This window comes from Chitinophaga sp. (assembly GCF_039596135.1).
GTDB lineage: Bacteria > Bacteroidota > Bacteroidia > Chitinophagales > Chitinophagaceae > Chitinophaga.
On record NZ_JBCNKH010000059.1, the window covers coordinates 17,872 to 35,069 of the forward strand.

The 17,198-nt window shown below is 43.0% G+C and carries 16 protein-coding genes and 1 tRNA gene; 5 read left to right on the forward strand and 12 right to left on the reverse strand.

Annotation, left to right across the window (positions count from 1 at the left end):
- Positions 1-258: 258 nt before the first annotated feature.
- The 6 genes from ABDW16_RS24655 to ABDW16_RS24680 form a co-directional block, all read right to left on the reverse strand.
- Positions 259-1,317: a histidine kinase gene (locus ABDW16_RS24655; protein WP_343673466.1), complete on the reverse strand. Its 1,059-nt coding sequence runs from the start codon at positions 1,315-1,317 to the stop codon at positions 259-261.
- A gap of 15 nt (positions 1,318-1,332) precedes the next feature.
- Positions 1,333-2,388 (reverse strand): S41 family peptidase, encoded by a 1,056-nt coding sequence (locus ABDW16_RS24660; RefSeq protein WP_343673467.1) that lies wholly within the window; start codon positions 2,386-2,388, stop codon positions 1,333-1,335.
- A gap of 55 nt (positions 2,389-2,443) precedes the next feature.
- On the reverse strand, positions 2,444-2,617 hold the full coding sequence (locus ABDW16_RS24665) for a hypothetical protein (RefSeq protein ID WP_343673468.1): 174 nt from the start codon (positions 2,615-2,617) through the stop codon (positions 2,444-2,446).
- A gap of 100 nt (positions 2,618-2,717) precedes the next feature.
- On the reverse strand, positions 2,718-3,494 hold the full coding sequence (locus ABDW16_RS24670; protein ID WP_343673469.1) for an enoyl-CoA hydratase-related protein: 777 nt from the start codon (positions 3,492-3,494) through the stop codon (positions 2,718-2,720).
- A gap of 244 nt (positions 3,495-3,738) precedes the next feature.
- A complete protein-coding gene (locus ABDW16_RS24675; RefSeq protein ID WP_343673471.1) occupies positions 3,739-4,464 on the reverse strand; it encodes a hypothetical protein in 726 nt (241 codons plus the stop codon).
- Between the two features lie 54 nt (positions 4,465-4,518).
- Entirely contained in the window at positions 4,519-4,938 is a 420-nt protein-coding gene (locus tag ABDW16_RS24680) for a cobalamin B12-binding domain-containing protein (protein WP_343673473.1), read from the reverse strand.
- 112 nt (positions 4,939-5,050) lie between these two features.
- Here ABDW16_RS24680 and ABDW16_RS24685 point away from each other — a divergent pair, with 112 nt between their 5' ends.
- Positions 5,051-6,739, forward strand: a complete 1,689-nt coding sequence (locus ABDW16_RS24685; protein ID WP_343673474.1) for a glutamine--tRNA ligase/YqeY domain fusion protein — start codon at positions 5,051-5,053, stop codon at positions 6,737-6,739.
- 73 nt (positions 6,740-6,812) lie between these two features.
- Here the strand turns inward: ABDW16_RS24685 and gltX are convergent, their stop codons facing one another.
- Entirely contained in the window at positions 6,813-8,345 is a 1,533-nt protein-coding gene (gene gltX / locus ABDW16_RS24690; RefSeq protein WP_343673475.1) for a glutamate--tRNA ligase, read from the reverse strand.
- A gap of 74 nt (positions 8,346-8,419) precedes the next feature.
- Between gltX and ABDW16_RS24695 the strand changes: the two genes are divergently transcribed.
- Positions 8,420-9,046: a polysaccharide deacetylase family protein gene (locus tag ABDW16_RS24695; protein WP_343673477.1), complete on the forward strand. Its 627-nt coding sequence runs from the start codon at positions 8,420-8,422 to the stop codon at positions 9,044-9,046.
- 111 nt (positions 9,047-9,157) lie between these two features.
- Here the strand turns inward: ABDW16_RS24695 and ABDW16_RS24700 are convergent, their stop codons facing one another.
- Positions 9,158-10,048: a hypothetical protein gene (locus ABDW16_RS24700; protein WP_343673478.1), complete on the reverse strand. Its 891-nt coding sequence runs from the start codon at positions 10,046-10,048 to the stop codon at positions 9,158-9,160.
- A gap of 129 nt (positions 10,049-10,177) precedes the next feature.
- Between ABDW16_RS24700 and ABDW16_RS24705 the strand changes: the two genes are divergently transcribed.
- The 3 genes from ABDW16_RS24705 (at position 10,178) to ABDW16_RS24715 (ending at position 12,203) form a co-directional block, all read left to right on the forward strand.
- A complete protein-coding gene (locus tag ABDW16_RS24705; RefSeq protein ID WP_343673479.1) occupies positions 10,178-10,948 on the forward strand; it encodes a TatD family hydrolase in 771 nt (256 codons plus the stop codon).
- 47 nt (positions 10,949-10,995) lie between these two features.
- The gene (locus ABDW16_RS24710) at positions 10,996-12,030 is read left to right on the forward strand and encodes a type I asparaginase (protein ID WP_343673480.1); all 1,035 of its coding nucleotides are present in this window, start codon (positions 10,996-10,998) and stop codon (positions 12,028-12,030) included.
- An 86-nt stretch (positions 12,031-12,116) separates the two neighbouring features.
- A tRNA-Ser gene (locus tag ABDW16_RS24715) sits at positions 12,117-12,203 on the forward strand.
- Positions 12,204-14,038: 1,835 nt separating this feature from the next.
- Here the strand turns inward: ABDW16_RS24715 and ABDW16_RS24720 are convergent.
- The 4 genes from ABDW16_RS24720 to ABDW16_RS24735 all read right to left on the reverse strand — a co-directional run bounded on the left by ABDW16_RS24720 (position 14,039) and on the right by ABDW16_RS24735 (position 16,566).
- Positions 14,039-14,284 carry a hypothetical protein gene (locus ABDW16_RS24720; RefSeq protein ID WP_343673482.1) on the reverse strand — a complete coding sequence of 82 codons (246 nt, stop codon included), beginning with the start codon at positions 14,282-14,284 and terminating at the stop codon, positions 14,039-14,041.
- 335 nt (positions 14,285-14,619) lie between these two features.
- On the reverse strand, positions 14,620-14,904 hold the full coding sequence (locus ABDW16_RS24725; protein WP_343673483.1) for a helix-turn-helix transcriptional regulator: 285 nt from the start codon (positions 14,902-14,904) through the stop codon (positions 14,620-14,622).
- Positions 14,901-15,803: a HEPN domain-containing protein gene (locus ABDW16_RS24730; RefSeq protein WP_343673485.1), complete on the reverse strand. Its 903-nt coding sequence runs from the start codon at positions 15,801-15,803 to the stop codon at positions 14,901-14,903. Before ABDW16_RS24730 ends, ABDW16_RS24725 begins: the two co-directional genes overlap by 4 nt.
- Position 15,804: 1 nt before the next feature.
- Positions 15,805-16,566, reverse strand: a complete 762-nt coding sequence (locus tag ABDW16_RS24735) for a HAMP domain-containing sensor histidine kinase (RefSeq protein WP_343673487.1) — start codon at positions 16,564-16,566, stop codon at positions 15,805-15,807.
- Positions 16,567-17,198 lie beyond the last annotated feature (632 nt).

Genomic DNA, 17,198 nt, shown 5'->3' on the forward strand with positions numbered 1-17,198 from the left:
AAATACTGGCAGGAAGGTCCGGGCTAACCAAATGGATGAAACCCTGCCTTATATATCTCCTGGGGTGAGGCTGTTTAAGGTCTGCCTCCAGACCCAGTTGGGTTGTCCCCCCCAACTTGTGACTTTACTAGGATAGGGGTTAACTGAAATCGGTAAATCAAAGGTAAGTCCGCCCGCGGGGTGCAGAAAATACATTACACCGATCCATCTTTTCAAGGTACGGATAGCACGATTGCAGGTATTTTTATATTCCGGGAATCAGAATACATTGATCCATAAAGAAGCAGAATAGTTGTCGGCTTCTTCTGTAGTAGTAAGGGAGTAGTTATTTTTATAGGTAGCTTCCAGCCTTCTTTTGATATTGTCCATACCAATGCCGTTGGACAATTCTTTGGGGCCTGTTTTCTTCCTGTTATGGGTAGAAAAGTAAATAGTACCGTCCTCTTCCGATACTTTTAGTTGCATGACCAGGGGGTGCTGATCATTATTCAGCTCTCCGTGTTTAAAGGCATTTTCAACCAATGTGATAATAACCAGGGGAATAATCCGGATATCGTTCATCTCGCCATTGATGTCAAAAACCACTTGTAACCGGTTATTAAACCGGAGCTGGTTGATCTTGATTACATTCTGTACGTGCTCAATTTCTCTGGACAGGGGCACGGTATCTACTTCGAGGTCACCGGTATGCATGGAATAGCGCATTATTTCGCAGAGGGTCAGTATTCCTTCAGACAGTTCTTCGCTCACCAGGATAGATTTAGCATAAAAGAGGTTCAGGGTATTGTGCAGAAAATGGGGATTGATCTGTGCCCGCAGAAAAGCATATTCCGATTTAAGGCGGTCAGCTTCTATACGTGCCTTTTCCTGCTCCATAACACGTAGTCTTTTTTCTTTCCGCACTGATTCCATGGCGAAGTAATAGCCAAAAGAGAAAAAACTGTAGATCAGGTATATCCACAATAAGTCCAGCAGCAGCTCAGAGAATATATAGGGTGGTATAGTACCTGGTGGCTCATATGGTCTGATCAGGGTTCCGAATCCCCAGTATAAAAATGCTGCGGAAAAATACAGGAACAGCTCTGCCACCACCAGTAAAACATATTTTTTGGTGCTTAAAAATTTCCTGAGTATGATATAGTTTCCATAAAAAATATACAACACTGGCAGCTCTGTGAATACCAGGTCCAGCAGATCAATCGTATACTTAGTCAATAATATTTTTCGGGCTAATCCAATGAATATATAAATAGACCACGCTAACACGTGTAAGGCTATTAATCTAAAGTTGGGCCGGGTTTTCTTTAACGATTCCATTGTTACTTAAATTATTCAGGGATGGTCTGCTACATATTGCACCCAATCTGTAGTGCCTGATGGGATTTCAACGTTTGGGGCGATGCCGATATTGTCAATGACTTCCGCCGGCATGCGGAGGGTGCGGGAGCTGGGTATGCCAAAGGCGAATAACGAACAGGGCATCATATACGGCACTACATCAGAGTAATCTACTACACCGGCAGTATGGGTGCCGAACAGTTTCACCTTTTTACTCTGGCGTGCTTTTAATACAAACATCTCTGTACTGCTACCTACATTTTGATTAATGATGAGCGATACTTTTTTAGGGTAAGGGAATACCTGGTCCATTGTGGTGGTATCATTATTCCACAACTGGTATTCAGTACCTATATGTGCACGCAGTGCTACCGCTTCTTTTTTGAAAACGGCTTTCATGCTATCGCTTACATTCGGATAATCTGTCACTTCGTACAGGTTACGGATATTCTCTTCTGTAGCAAGCACCATGGCGCCTTCTGTAATGATGGGCTGCGTATATAAATACGGTATTAAATTGTCAAAAACGAGTGTGGATCCGCCCCTGTTTTCCCTGACATCGATGATGAAATGCCCGGTTTTACTCAGCACATCTTTGTGTAGTACCAGCAAGCTATCTACGATACCTTTGTATTCAAGACGCGCACTGGGTATGGTGAGCAGGCAGGTTTGATCATTGAGTATTTTGAAAGAAGGGGTCAGTGAAAGAGCAGCCGGTTTCTTTTTAGGGAAATACGTATCCAGCATAGGATGTTTACCTGCACGATTCACGACCACCAGCAAATGTTTATCCTGGAAAAAGGTAGTCCATTTTTGCAGAATGGTAAAGCATACCGGCATTGATGCAGTATCTGATACTTTTATTAAACTATCAGTAAATGCCTGGTATTGTTTTTTATTGGCAGCAGTGACTTTGTCAGGAAAGCCGATATAGTTTTTCTCTACTTTATCAACCAGGTATTGCAAACTCGGTTTACAGGCGCATTCCTGCGCGATTGCAGGGCATAGATAGCAGCTTAGAAAAATGGTTATTAGGAACTTTGTCATCATAAATGGTCAACATTACTTTCAGGGAAAACTGGTTTCCCTGAAAGTGTGAAAAGGTTTAAAAAACTGCCACGTCAATGACTGTTGTCACCTGTGTAAAGTCACACACGGGGTGTGTAGACTGGCCGGGACCATCGACGGGGATAGGTAGTGTGTTCAGTTTTGAAATTGTTATTTTTCCCAATTTCAGTTTTCCTGATTTTTTGAGGGCAAGGGTTTTTGTGTTCTTCATGAGTAGGCTTTTATGGTTATACCAGGTTAATTGTGTACATGAAGTTATCACAACGGTTACATCCATCAAATTTTTATTCACGGATTTTGACAGTTATCAATTATTCTCCGGTGAATGAAGCAGGTCTTTTTTGAATGAATGCAGTGGCGCCTTCCTGCATATCTTTCGTAGCAAAGCAGGCGCTGAATTCATTGATCTCCAGCTCATATCCATCTATATCTTTGTCAAGTGCACCGTTTGTACATTTGATTACCCTGGCAATTGCCAGCGGTGCTTTCCCGTGTATTTTTGCGAGTATTTCTTTTGTTTTTGTGAGTAGTTCTTCTGGTGCTACAACATGGTTCACCAGTCCCCATGAGAGTGCTTCCTGAGCATTGATCATGTCGGCGGTCATCATCAGTTCCATTGCTTTGCCTTTGCCCACGAGTGCAGTGAGCCGTTGGGTACCACCATAACCGGGAATGATACCGAGGTTCACTTCTGGCTGGCCAAATTTTGCATTGGTAGCAGCAATGCGAAAATGACAAGCCATGGCGAGTTCACATCCGCCACCCAGTGCAAAACCATTTACTGCTGCAATGATAGGTTTAGGACAATCTTCGATACGCTTGAAGATCATGTGACCTTTGTTGGCAAGTTCTGTGCCCTGCTCTGGCGTGAGACTTAGAAATTCAGAAATATCGGCGCCGGCCACAAATGCTTTTTCTCCAGTACCAGTAATGACCGCACTCTTTATTTCCCTGTCCTTATATACCTCATCTATAGCAAGTGCCAGTTCTGCCATGACCTGTTGGTTCAGGGCATTCATTTTGTCAGGGCGGTTGATGTAGATGAATAATGTGTCGTTTTCTAACGTAGTATTGATCGTCTGGTACATGGTTTTTCTGTTTGATTATGTAATGTAAGATTTTTTTGCGGGCGAACACTGATACAATTTTAACATAACATTTATTCCATATACCTCATCCATACTCACAAAAAAAATCCTCCTCTTTAATTGACAGAGAAGGATTTCATTATTTTCTACTCAGTAAGGTGTTGGAGTATAGAAGCGTCGAACTAGCATCGAACTAGCGTCGAACAAGCGACGGCGAAGCATCGAACACGTGAAAATAATATCATTAATGTTGGTCCCTGAACATTTTAAAATGGCTGTACCTTTTCAGGAATGGATCTCTGAAATCGTAGGTGAGGGTTACGAAAAACATTTTGGACTCCACATTACGGTAAGGGTAGGTAGTGACACCTGCCACGGTTTCTTTATAATCTTTATTGAAAAAGTCGTTGGGGTAGTACTGTACTTTCAGGCCAATACCGGGGTAGAAGCGGAAACCGGCGAACAGGGAAGGCATGAGCAGGGGAGTACGATCACTGAACCATGTATTGAATTTCTTCACCTTGTCTCCATTCACAAATTGCTTTTCTTTATAGTTAAAGGCCAGGTCATACTGTCCACCCAGGAAGAAGAAGAAGTTTTGCCCTCTCACATCACCTATTTTAAAGCCCAGGGGTATACCCAGGGTATATACGCGGCGTTTTAGTTTTGTACCGTTTTCTTTGGTGATGATCCCTATATTTTTGAGATTGATACCTGAAAAGACACCCATCCAGTTCGAAAAATCATAGTTATAATTACGCCCGATATTAAAGAACATAGTAAAACGTGGAACGGTGCTTACATGTTCACCTGCATATTTTACATTGGCAAAGGAGAGAATTGGGCCATCTCCGCCAATGGAAGGGTAAACATGCTGGCGGAGTTTTTTCTGTTCGGTCGTATCCTGGGCAAATACTGCGAACTGGCACAGGCAGCACAACAGGGTAAACAGGAGTCTATTTAAGTTCATTCTTACTTCTTTTTCAAAAAAAGACGACCAGGTCGCTAAAAGGTTACAGGAATTTTAGAAATTTCTGTGGGTAGCCACCCAGTCGTTGATATAGGTAGCAATATCTTCAGTGCGGGTGCCGGGTGGGAATAGTTTGCCAACGCCGATATCATTCAGGGTATGCATATCAGTTTCAGGAATAATACCGCCACCAGTCAGCAGCACATCGTCCATGCCTTTATCTTTCATGAGGGCCATGATACGGGGGAAAACGGTCATATGAGCGCCAGAAAGGATGCTGACACCGATTGCGTCCACATCTTCCTGCAGGGCGGCACTCACCACCATTTCAGGAGTTTGGCGAAGTCCGGTGTAGATCACTTCCATACCGGCGTCGCGGAGGGCTGCGGCGATTACTTTGGCGCCACGGTCATGGCCATCCAGGCCGACTTTGGCAACGAGTACCCGGATGGGGCGTTGTGATGGGTTGACCATTGTTTTTTGTAGTTTTTCCGTGAATTTATTCCCTAAATGTACGAAACAGGGAGTGTCTGCGGTCAGCTTGGCAGATTTTGTTACATTTGTCCTCCGAAATAATTTAAACCTTATGAGCGAAGAAAGGTCCTTGAACTTCCTTGAACAGATCATCGAAGAGGATATTGCTAACGGTGTCAATGACGGAAGGGTACTGACCCGCTTCCCACCTGAACCCAATGGTTACCTGCACATCGGGCATGCGAAAAGCATTTGCCTGAACTTTGGACTGGCAAATAAATATAACGGCCAGACCAATCTTCGGTTCGACGATACCAATCCGGTAACCGAGGATACTGAATATGTGGAGTCTATTAAAGCCGACATCCAATGGTTGGGCTTCCAATGGGCACAGGAACTCTATGCATCCGATTATTTCGACCAGCTATACAACTTCGCTGTACAACTGATCAAAAAAGGGCTTGCCTATGTAGACGATTCCACCCCGGAGGAGATCGCTGCATCCAAGGGTACACCTACACAGCCAGGTACACCTACTCCTTACCGTAGCCGTAGTATTGCAGAGAACCTGGATCTCTTTGAGCGCATGAAGCAGGGTGAATTTAAAGATGGTGAAAAAGTACTGCGTGCAAAGATAGATACCGAACAATTTGAGGAAGGTTCTCCTGAGCGTTCCAATATGCATATGCGTGACCCGCTGATGTACCGCATCAAGCATGCACACCACCACCGTACTGGTGACAAATGGTGTATTTACCCGATGTACGACTTTGCCCATGGGCAGAGCGACAGCATTGAAGGTATTACCCATTCTGTATGTACCCTGGAATTCATTCCACACCGTGCGCTGTATAACTGGTTCATTGCACAGCTGGGCATTTTCCCTTCTCGTCAGTATGAGTTTGCCAGGTTGAACCTGACATATACTGTGATGAGTAAACGTAAACTGCTGCAGCTGGTAAATGAGAAACACGTGAGTGGCTGGGATGACCCCCGTATGCCGACTATCAGTGGGCTGCGCAGAAGAGGGTTTACACCGGCCAGTATCCGTGAGTTCTGCGAAAGGATCGGGGTACAGAAGCGTGAGAACGTGATTGACGTGAGTTTGCTGGAATTCCTGGTGCGCGATGAGCTGAACAAGACAGCGAATCGAGTGATGGCGGTATTGGACCCTGTGAAACTGGTGATCACCAGTTACCCGGATGACCAGGTAGAGGAAATGACGGCAGAAAATAACCCGGAAGATCCATCGACCGGTACACGTACTATACCTTTCAGCAAGACCTTGTATATAGAGAGAGAAGACTTTATGGAGGAGCCTCCTAAGAAGTTTTTCCGCCTGGGACCGGGCCTAGTAGTGCGTTTGAAAAATGCTTATATCATCAAGGGGGAAAGCTTTGATAAAGATGAGAATGGCAATATCACCACTATCTATGCAACTCACTATCCAGAGAGCAAGAGCGGTGGCGATACTTCTGGTTTGACGGTAAAGGGTACGATTCACTGGGTGAGTGCGGCACATGCAAAGACTGCTGAAGTGAGATTGTATGATCGCCTGTTCAATACACCGGATCCGGGTAATGAGGAGGGTGATTTCAAGTCTTATATCAACCCTGATTCACTGACGGTGATTCCGAATGCGCTGGTAGAGCCGGGATTGGTGAATGCGAAGCCGGGAGATAAGTTGCAGTTTTTGAGGAAGGGGTATTTTACAGTGGATACGGATAGTACAGCCGCTAAAATGGTGTTTAACAGAACGGTAACGCTGAAGGATACTTGGGCGAAGGAAGCTAAGAAATAAGTTTGTTTTCAAATAAGAAAGAGCCTGTATCTTACTTTAGATACAGGCTCTTTTCGTTTTAAGCGGCTCTTTTTTATGCATTGATGGCTTTGAGGCCATTCATTATTCTTGCGATAGTTTCATGTTTACCCAATGTTTCCGCGATATTGAAAACAGGAGGACCAAATTTACCCCCCGTCAGCATAATGCGGAAGGGCAATTGCAGTTCACCTACTTTAATATTCATAGAAGTAGCGAGTGTTTTGAAGCTTTCTTCTACAGCGGCCAGGGAGAAGTCGGTCATTGTTTCCAGTACAGAAGCCCAGTCCATGAAGAACTGTGTCTTATCTGCATTCCACTTAGGTTTCACCGCAGCTACATCCCAGCTTTCAGGTGCCTGGAAGAAGAAGAAACCATGTTGCCAGATGTCGTTGACAAAATCACAACGGTCTTTTACCAGACCAGCGATGGTGGCTACGTATTCAGGGGCAGCAGTCACGCCTTTTTCTTTCAGTACTGGTTCGAACAGGGTAGCCAGTTTACTGTTATCAGCATTCAGCAGGTATTGGTGGTTGAACCACTTTGCTTTTTCGTAATCGAATTTAGCGCCTGACTTGCTGACGCGATCCAGGGAGAAGCGGGCAATCAGTTCATCCATAGAGAAGATTTCCTGGCCGGAACCGTCATTCCAACCCAGCATAGCCAGCATGTTTACAAACGCTTCTGGCAGGAAACCATTTTCACGGAAACCTTTGGTCAGGTCACCGGTTTTAGGATCTGTCCAGTTCATGGCGTATACAGGGAAGCCGAGCCTGTCACCGTCACGTTTGGACAATTTGCCATTGCCATCAGGTTTCAGTATCAATGGCAGGTGTGCCCATTGTGGCATATCTGCTTCCCAGCCCAGGTATTTCCAGAGCAGGAGGTGAACGGGGGCAGAAGGCAGCCATTCTTCCCCGCGAAAGGCATGGGTGATCTTCATGAGATAGTCATCTACTACCACGGCGAGGTGATAGGTAGGCATACCATCCGCTTTCAGCAGTACTTTATCATCGACAGTGCTGGTATTGAACTGCACATGACCACGGATCAGGTCAGTAAAGCTCACTTCTTCGTTATCCGGCATTTTGATACGGATCACGTGGCGGGTGCCATTTTTCAGCAGTGTAGCTGTTTCCTCTTCAGACAAAGAAATGGAGTTCTTCATCTGGCCGCGGGCAGCATGATTATATTGTGGCGACGGGTTTTCTTCAGTTTTGAGACGGGTACGCATCTCTTCCAGCTCTTCAGGCGTATCAAAAGCGTAGTAAGCGTGACCAGCTTTTACCAGCTGTTCTGCATACTCGCGGTAGATAGGCTTGCGTTCGCTCTGGCGATAAGGGGCATAAGGGCCACCAACCAGCGGGCTTTCATCCGCATTCAGGCCACACCATTTCAGGCATTCCATGATATATTCCTCAGCGCCGGGAACATAGCGGGTCTGGTCAGTGTCTTCAATACGGAGCACAAATTCACCATTGTGCTGTTTTGCAAATAAGTAATTGAATAAGACCGTGCGTACACCACCCAGGTGTAATCCGCCGGTAGGACTGGGCGCAAATCGTACCCGAACTTTCTGTTGTTGCATGGCGCAAAGGTAAAATGGAAATACGAATTACCCTTCAATTTGTGCTACCTTTAAAATTAAATCCGAACCCATCCATGTTTTATCTGACCAAGACGCCGGCTATCCTGAAAGCCATTTATAAGAGTTGTACCTGGAGTCTTTCGCCTGCACGGCCAGCAGTATACCTGACATTTGACGATGGTCCGCACCCGACTGCTACACCGTTTATACTGGATTTGCTGAAGAAGTATAATGCAAAAGGTACGTTCTTTTGTATTGGGAAGAATGTAGTGGAGTATCCGGAAATTTATCAGCGGATATTGGAGGAAGGGCATACGACGGGGAACCATACGCATAATCATGTGAATGGGTGGAAGACGGGAACGGATAAGTATGTGGAGAATGTGATGGAGGCGAGGAAGTATATTAGTTCTCCTTTGTTCAGGCCACCTTATGGGCGGATTACGCCTTTTCAGATCAGGCAGATTAAAAATTTGATACCAGGGGCACAGATAGTGATGTGGGATGTATTGAGTGCGGATTTTGACACGGAGATCAATGGGGAGGCTTGTGTGCAGAATGTGGTGTTTAAGTCAAAGCCGGGGTCGATCATTGTGTTTCATGATAGTACGAAGGCGTGGGAGCGGTTGGAGTATGCATTGCCGAGGGTGATGGAGTATTTTAAGAAGAAGGGTTGGGAGATGGAGGCGGTGCCGGTATAGGTTGTTTGATGAGAGCAATTCCCGGTTTGATGGGCATAAAAAACCCAGGTTCCTTGCTCCCCTAATGGCATTCGCGCTTTCGGGCAATCAGAAACCTGGGCAGTTATATTATTATTTAGGTAATGCGATAGTTTTTACCTTATCACCTACAGAGATACTTACAGAGTCATCGCATACCCCATTTCCATAATCTACAGTAGCAGTCAGCGATTTGTAAGTAATAGCAGCTTTACCCTTACCGATATAAGCACAGCTCAGTTTTCTTTCCAGGTAAGTAGAATCTGCTACAGTAATGTAAGCAGCATTCCCTGTTGCGTATACCAGTGAATCGGTACCTACATAAGTAAAGATATCGTCAGACACATTACCCAGGGTAGCAGTACCGGAAGTTTGTGTATAAGTACCGCTACCACCGAAACCTACAGTAGTAGAATCCAGTGCTACAGCGCCGCCGGAGATTACGGACAGGTATTTGTATACGCTGTTAGAGCTGGTGTTGGTAATAGTCTGGGTACCACTTACGCTTTTGCCATTTACGGTGTAAGTGAGTGGTTTTACGGTGATAACAGAACCACCGTAGTAGAAGTAGCCAGTCATCGTGATCTGGATGTTACCAGCGCGTACACGGCCATCAGCATCTGCGCAACCGGTGCCGAAGCTTACTAATATTACTTTAGGCCAGCTGTCATACTGCACGTTATCAACAGTGTAGCTATAGCAGGAACCTAATTTGGAAGTCATTTGAGTAGTAGGGGCAGCTTTACGACCAGTTTGGGTATACCCGGCATCCTGGCATACTTCCTGGGCGATCACGAAGAGATCATCGAAATAGCTGTTTACAACAGCCTGGTCTCCGGCAGCGGTGATGGTCAGATTATCGCTTGTGTTTGACTTGGTCACATCGGAAGTGGTACTCTTGGAACAAGCAAAAAATAAAGTGGCTATCAATAAAAGGCACACAACACCTGCAAGGATACGGTTAAAGCAAAAGTAGCTTCTCATAGGATAAGTATAAAATTTTTAATGAGGCTTTGCGGCCGTACTTTTGTACGGAAGATCGCTGATATATTTATTAAATACAAATATAATATTTTTAGTTATCTCTCGAAAAAAATTAATATTTCTGATAAAATGCAATGGATTGATACACATGCCCATTTATATGGGGAAGATTTTTCGGAAGACAGAACAGCGGTGATAGAGCGGGCCATAAAAGAGGGGGTATATCGGTTGATTTTGCCAAATATTGACAGTCAGTCGATTGAGGGTATGCTGGCGCTGGAGCAGCAGTTTCCGGGGGTGTGTATTCCTATGATGGGGGTGCATCCGTGTTATGTGAATGACAATGTGGAGGTGGAGCTGGGAGTTGTGGAGAGTTGGCTGGAGAAGCGGCCTTTTAAGGCGATTGGGGAGATTGGGCTGGATTTTTACTGGGATAAGACGTATACAGCGCAGCAGTATAAAGCCTTCAGGAGGCAACTGGACCTGGCCCGGCAGTATGGCATTCCGGTGGCGATACATAGTCGTGAGAGCACGAGGGAGTGTATAGATGAGGTAAAGGCATTGCAGGATGGCCGGTTGAGCGGGGTATTTCATTGCTTTGGCGGTACAGTGGAAGAGGCGCGGGAGATCATTGATTTAGGGTTCTATTTAGGCATAGGTGGAGTGGTGACTTTTAAGAAATCAGGATTGGATGTAACGCTGGCTGAGATTGGCATGGAACACATTGTATTAGAGACAGATGCGCCTTACCTGGCACCGGTTCCCTACAGGGGCAAAAGGAATGAGAGTGCGTACATTCCATTGATTGGTCAAAAAATTGCAGATATAAAAAATCTAAAAATAGATGATGTGGCTGCAATAACGACAAGCAATGCGTTGAAATTATTCAAAACTAACTAACTGATTACGCGGTAAATTTGCACGCATTTTTGATACAGCAGCTTGCAATGAGTAAAATCCTGATTATTTACACGGGCGGAACAGTGGGTATGATCTACGATGAAAAGACAAAGGCTTTGCGGCCGATTGGCTTTAACGAGATCAGGAACAACCTGCCTGAGCTATACCGCATGGGCATAGACTTTTATGTGTATGCATTTAATCCACCCATTGATTCTTCTGACATGCAGCCGGAAATATGGGTAGAACTGGCTTCGATCATTGAGGACAGGTACGACCGGTATGATGGTTTTGTGATCCTGCATGGGTCGGATACGATGTCGTTTACGGCGTCGGCATTGAGTTTTATGTTGGAGAACCTGGCAAAGCCGGTGATTTTGACAGGGTCGCAGTTGCCGATAGGAAAGATCAGGACAGATGCGAAGGAGAATATTATAACGGCAATGGAGATAGCATCTACGCGGCATAATGGGCATGTGGTGGTACCGGAGGTGTGTATTTACTTTGACTTTTCACTGTTCAGGGGGAATCGGTCCAAGAAGTATAATGCGGAGAAGTTTGAGGCGTTTTATTCAATGAACTATGTGCCGCTGGCAGAGGCGGGGATAGATATTAAGTATAAGACACAGGCGGTATTGCCATTGCCAACGGCGCCGTTGAAGGTGCATAAGCATATGGATGATAATGTGACGGTGTTGAAGATGTTTCCGGGCATAACGAGGAAGGCGGTGGAAGCGACGTTGAATGTTCCGGGGCTCAAAGGGGTGATAATGGAGACGTTTGGGAGTGGGAATACGAATACGCAGCCGTGGTTTATAGATTGCCTGCAGAAGGCGATACAGAAGGGGATTGTGATAGTGGATATTACGCAGTGTGATGGTGGATCGGTGGAGTTGGGTAAGTATGAGACGAGCTCGCTGTTGGCGCAGATAGGGGTGATAAGTGGGCATGATATGACGTTTGAGGCGGCGATCACGAAATTGATGTTTGTGTTGGGGCAGAATTTGGATGCGGCGGCGACGAGGGAGATGATAGAGACGTCATTGAGAGGGGAGTTGACGCCGATAAATCATGATTGGTGACGAAGATCAGGGTGGATTTTTTGAGAATATTTTGGAATTATGGGGGGAAAGGTTACCTTTGCCATCCGAAATAAAATTCAACCTAAGGAGAAGTGCAGGAGTGGTTGAACTGGCACGCCTGGAAAGTGTGTAAACTCGAAAGGGTTTCAAGGGTTCGAATCCCTTCTTCTCCGCTAAAGGGGACTGATTATCGAAAAGATGATCAGTCCCTTTTTCGTTTGAGGGTGGATTGCCCGATAGGTGGGCAATCCGTGAGAAAATGTAGTTTACTTTTGGGGTTCGAAATGCCTCATTTTGGCGGTCATAGATGATTCCGTTGGGGAAGATGAGGGTTTGGAGTTTTTCTTTTGCACCTGTGTTACTGGAACGCCATACCATAGCGAGATTGGCAGAAAGTGATATGGCTTGGTTTATTACTTTTTCAGGGTTCGAAATATTTCCTGAACATTTTTCCAGTTTGGTGGAAATAATATTCCGCTCCATACTATACCGGGAGTAAAACTTATCGAACGTCTCCGGCCCTATTTCTTTTAATACATATCTACTTTCCTCCAAGCCGTCGATTTTGTTATCTACCTCCTTCAATTGGCCGGTTAATATTTTCTGTTGTTCGATGTTTTCCCTGTTCATTTCATAATACTCCTCAATAAGTACCTTTCTAAGGGAATCTATCTGATTATCATCAAAACAGAATTGACTTAATAACTGCTCAAATAATTCGTGCATCCTTTTAGCGCTTTTATTGCATTTACAGCCATCCTTCCGGCACTTATAATACCACAGTGATTTTGCTTTGACTACATAACCTGTAAATGGCTGGTTGCAGGTATCACATTTAATGAAGATTTTAAGGGGTACAGCATCTTGTTCCTTTTTGTGTGGCACTCCGCATCCTCCTGAGCCCTGATGAATGTTATTCACCTTTAAAAAGATTTCAGGGCTTATCATCTTCTCATGGTCACCTTCGACTATTTTCCCTTCCAATAAACCGTGGTTAATCATACCGCAATAGAAAGGACGTTTAAATATCTTAGTCAACTGCTGCTTATACATTTTTACTCCCATAGCCTTCAGCCTTGAAATAATTTCCTCATTCTTCATACCCTCAGCCTTCCAGATAAATGCTTTCTTTATCTTTTTACCTACCTCGTTTACAACAATTTTACGCTGGCCGTTAATCTTCACTATATCATATCCCTGTGGTGGCTTAGTAACCCAAATACCTTTGTCAAACTTTTCTATCATCCCGGCAACTGCCTTTTGCTTACGCAGTTGATTATCGTACTGACTAAACAAAAAGGTGATATTCTGATGCAATACACCACTAGGATTGGAAGTATCAGTTGGCTGAGTTACTGCAAATATTGTAACACCATAATTTTCTCTTAACTCCTCGGCTAATTTAATGGCAGCACCTCCGGTTCGGGAGAAACGATCAAGTGTATAAACTAAAATATGGCTTACTTTCCCTTTGCGGGTTTTAATAAAGTCCAACATCCGGTTAAACTCTTTACGACCATCGGTTTTCGCGCTTTCATAAGTGCCTCCGAAGTAACCGATGATACCCAAATTATTCTTACGGGCAGATTCTTCGATTGATTTACGCTGAACATCCAGGCTTAAATTATGGTCTGCCTGTTCCTTACTGGATACCCTGGTATATACCACAGCTGCCTGTGCGGCCACTTTAACAGGCTGTTTTTTGGAATAGTTTCCAAATTGTTTAAAAGCATTAATAATACTCATGCGGCTAATTTTTCAGGTGTTGGATTAAGATTTACAACTGATGTCTCAATGGGTTCTGAATGGTTAACAGATAGTAGAATCCTCGCAAATATTTTAAGTGTTATTAAAATCTCAGGATCTGATATATTAAAGGAAGCATTATTCTCTGTTGATTCAATTAACTCAGTGTTGCGCATAGGAAGAAATTAAAATGAAAAAAATAATACTCATAATGTAATAGGGAGTATAAACTTAATTACACTCCCTATTTCGGATACTAATATTAATCTTGCTCATCATCCTCGTCCTCGTCATCATCTTCTTCATGACTATTATCAGCTATCATATCCTCTATCTTATGAATAACTTTCCTGTCTTGTTTACTATACTGTAATTCAAGACTAATAGTATCCTCATCTTTATCTACTTCCATGATGGTATGCTCAAGTTCGTGTTCGCAAATTAAACTGCATACATCCAGCATAATATTGGCCGGTATACCAAATACCAGTCGTGTGAGTTTAGTCATAGTATTTTTTCTACAAAATTACCACAGTCGAAAAAGGCAATGTCCGGATTATGTCGATTTGTGTAGTTTTATGTAGTTTTATGTCGAATTTTCCCAAATTATGCTTAATATTTCCTGCTTGGGGAGTTTTGGGCCTAAACCTGATGTAAACTAAAACCAGGATTATCTCACCAAGGTGTAAACCTATTTCAGGACGATACACTATATTAGGACTAGACCCCGGACGAGACATTTCGAATTAAAAACATATTGAAAACACATTGAAAACGGATTGAAAACGGATTGAAAACGGATTGAAAACAATTAAATACTATTGAACTCCATTTAAAACATGTTTAAGTAGTATTAGCCATGTCTTTGATCTCAGCCCTACCCAATACATCTCTTATGTTAGCATTATAATATTTACAGAGCTTGTATAATATGGAAGGATAAAAGTTCTTTAATAGCCCTTTCTCTACTTTAGTAATTGTACGGGGAGACATCTTTGTATCCTTTGCAACCACTTTTATACTTTTCTTTTGATCCTTACGTAATAAATACAATTCTTCACCGAGGCATTGAGAAAAGCAACTCGTTGGCTGTGTAGTAGAATCTTTGCTTTTGGATGGCCTATTCATTGACTATTTACGTTTAACGGAAAACTAACAGGGTGTGCAGATTCTAAGCTATTCCGTTTTCTCTCGTATAACTTTTCTATTAAGTCTAGCAAGGTTGTAACCCTATCCATTATTATTTTTGTGACCTCCGTAGATACCGAATACGAATCCTTATAACGGGCTTCAGTATAGGCTCTATTTAACGTATTAAATAGGTCTGTTTCTTCTTTTGTCAGACATGGGAACACAACCATTACTTCCAGAGAGATATTACAGGTAAGCTTTAATAAACGAGAAAGATTATGGGTGGTTGGTCGGTAACCTGTGCATCCTCTTAGTATAGCAATGCACGCATGCTCTACCGACTGGTGCAGGTCGAAAACAGTAAGCTCATTCCAGCCATTATCAAAACAATAATTAGCTGTCTTTAAATACCGCTGTGCCTTGTCAAAGTTCATGTGCCAATTAGCGTCTATGATATCCTTTAACATGGATGTTTCCATTTCCTGCCGTGGAGTTGACAAAACAGAACCATTATTATAAAGTATTACTCCATGACGAAAAAGAGAAGAGACAAACCGTTTACCATTCTCCAACCCTTTGTTAACAGAATTCATTGGTAGTACAACAATTGTGACATCAAAATGTAGTGAAAATGCATATTTTTCTACCATATCAACTATTTCATGTTGCTGTCTTTTTTCCTCATCATCGGTTACTATTAATAAGTCATAGGTTGGAGATGTTGTTTCTATTCGGATGTCTCTATCAAAAAAGCAACTCCAATCACTCATGGTAGTAGTTCGATAACCGTAACATATTATTTTTAGTGGTAAAAAATTCTTTACAATCTTTTGTATTAGCTGTACTAACTGCTCTCTCTGTGGATCGGCAAGATGTTGGAATGTTGTTGTGTCCATTTTAATGAATTAAATTATTAGGAATTGAGTTCGCGTGAAATTGATTATTGATCAGGATTAAAAAGGTAGTTCCCTTGCTGTCACTATTCGCCAGTATAAGATCTCCACCCAAAGAAATAGCATATATTTTACTGACATATAAGCCTAATCCCATTCCTCCCAAACCTTCATCGATAGCTTGGAACGGCTCAAATAAGAATGGAATTTTATCGGAAGGAATACCCTCTCCATGATCGGAAATTTGGAATAATAGGCGGGTTTCCCCTAATGAGCTGATCTGAATGGAAATGTCTGTGCCGGTTGGTGCAAATTTTAGTGCATTGTCTATGAGGTTCTTTATAATTTGTCCAAGTTTAATTTCATCCGTTATTATATACTCCGGCACTGTGCGTCGAAAATTGGTTTTGATTTTTACGGAACGTGTGGTGGTGATTATCTTATACTGTTGCAGCTGATCTTTAAACCATTGGCGAATGTGAATACGTTTCGATAACATTTTAATAGCTAGTTTGCCATCTTGGATATTACTAGTTGCCATCATGTTATTTAATACATGCAGGACATTAATTCCCATCGAGTTAATATGAGAAAGATAAAATTCCGTATCCTTCTTTCTATCTTTCTCATTAAGGAGCATTTTACTTGCAGTACAGATTCCTGCTATCTTTGTTCTCATTTCATGGGCCAACATGCCCATAAAACGGTACATTGTTTCTAAATCAGCGTGGGTAGTCCTTACCGGGTTATCTTGTAATAGTAGCATAATAGAATTTTGAGAGTTAATGATGTAAAATGGCCCATTATCTTAGGGGCTACTTTAACGATATAGGATATAAGAGATATTATCAGCACACTAAAAGCGGAACTGACATAGGTTACAGCGATCAAATACTAATTATTAAATTTGCTTAATAGGAGGTGGAAGTGAAAATAGTCCTGGGGGAGAGTTCTCATTACTCTTACAAGGCATAGCATTAAATTAATAGTGAGGAATTGATATGGCAGCTTGTAAGGATTAACTATGTAGAGTAGTATAAAAATGAACGTGGATAGTTACATGTTTATTAAGTGACCTTTTTAAGACAGCTATTTTACAATTGTGGAGATAAAGTGTCGGTGAATCCTCTTGGGTTGTAAGGCGATAAGAGCGGGTCATAGTTCAGTTTTTTTTTAGTTTAAAAAAACCTGCAAAAAAAGGCGCGGAACTCAACCCATCGCCCGAACCGACCAAGGCAGGACACGACGAGAAGAGCCCGCGCATATCATACTGTAGATTCTGGAGGATGTTGACCCACTTCTCTGAATTATGTTGACCCACCATTCTGGAATGATAACCCACCTAAAAGGTGAATCAAATTCTGGGATGTTGACCCACCTCTCTTTTGAGATTTCATA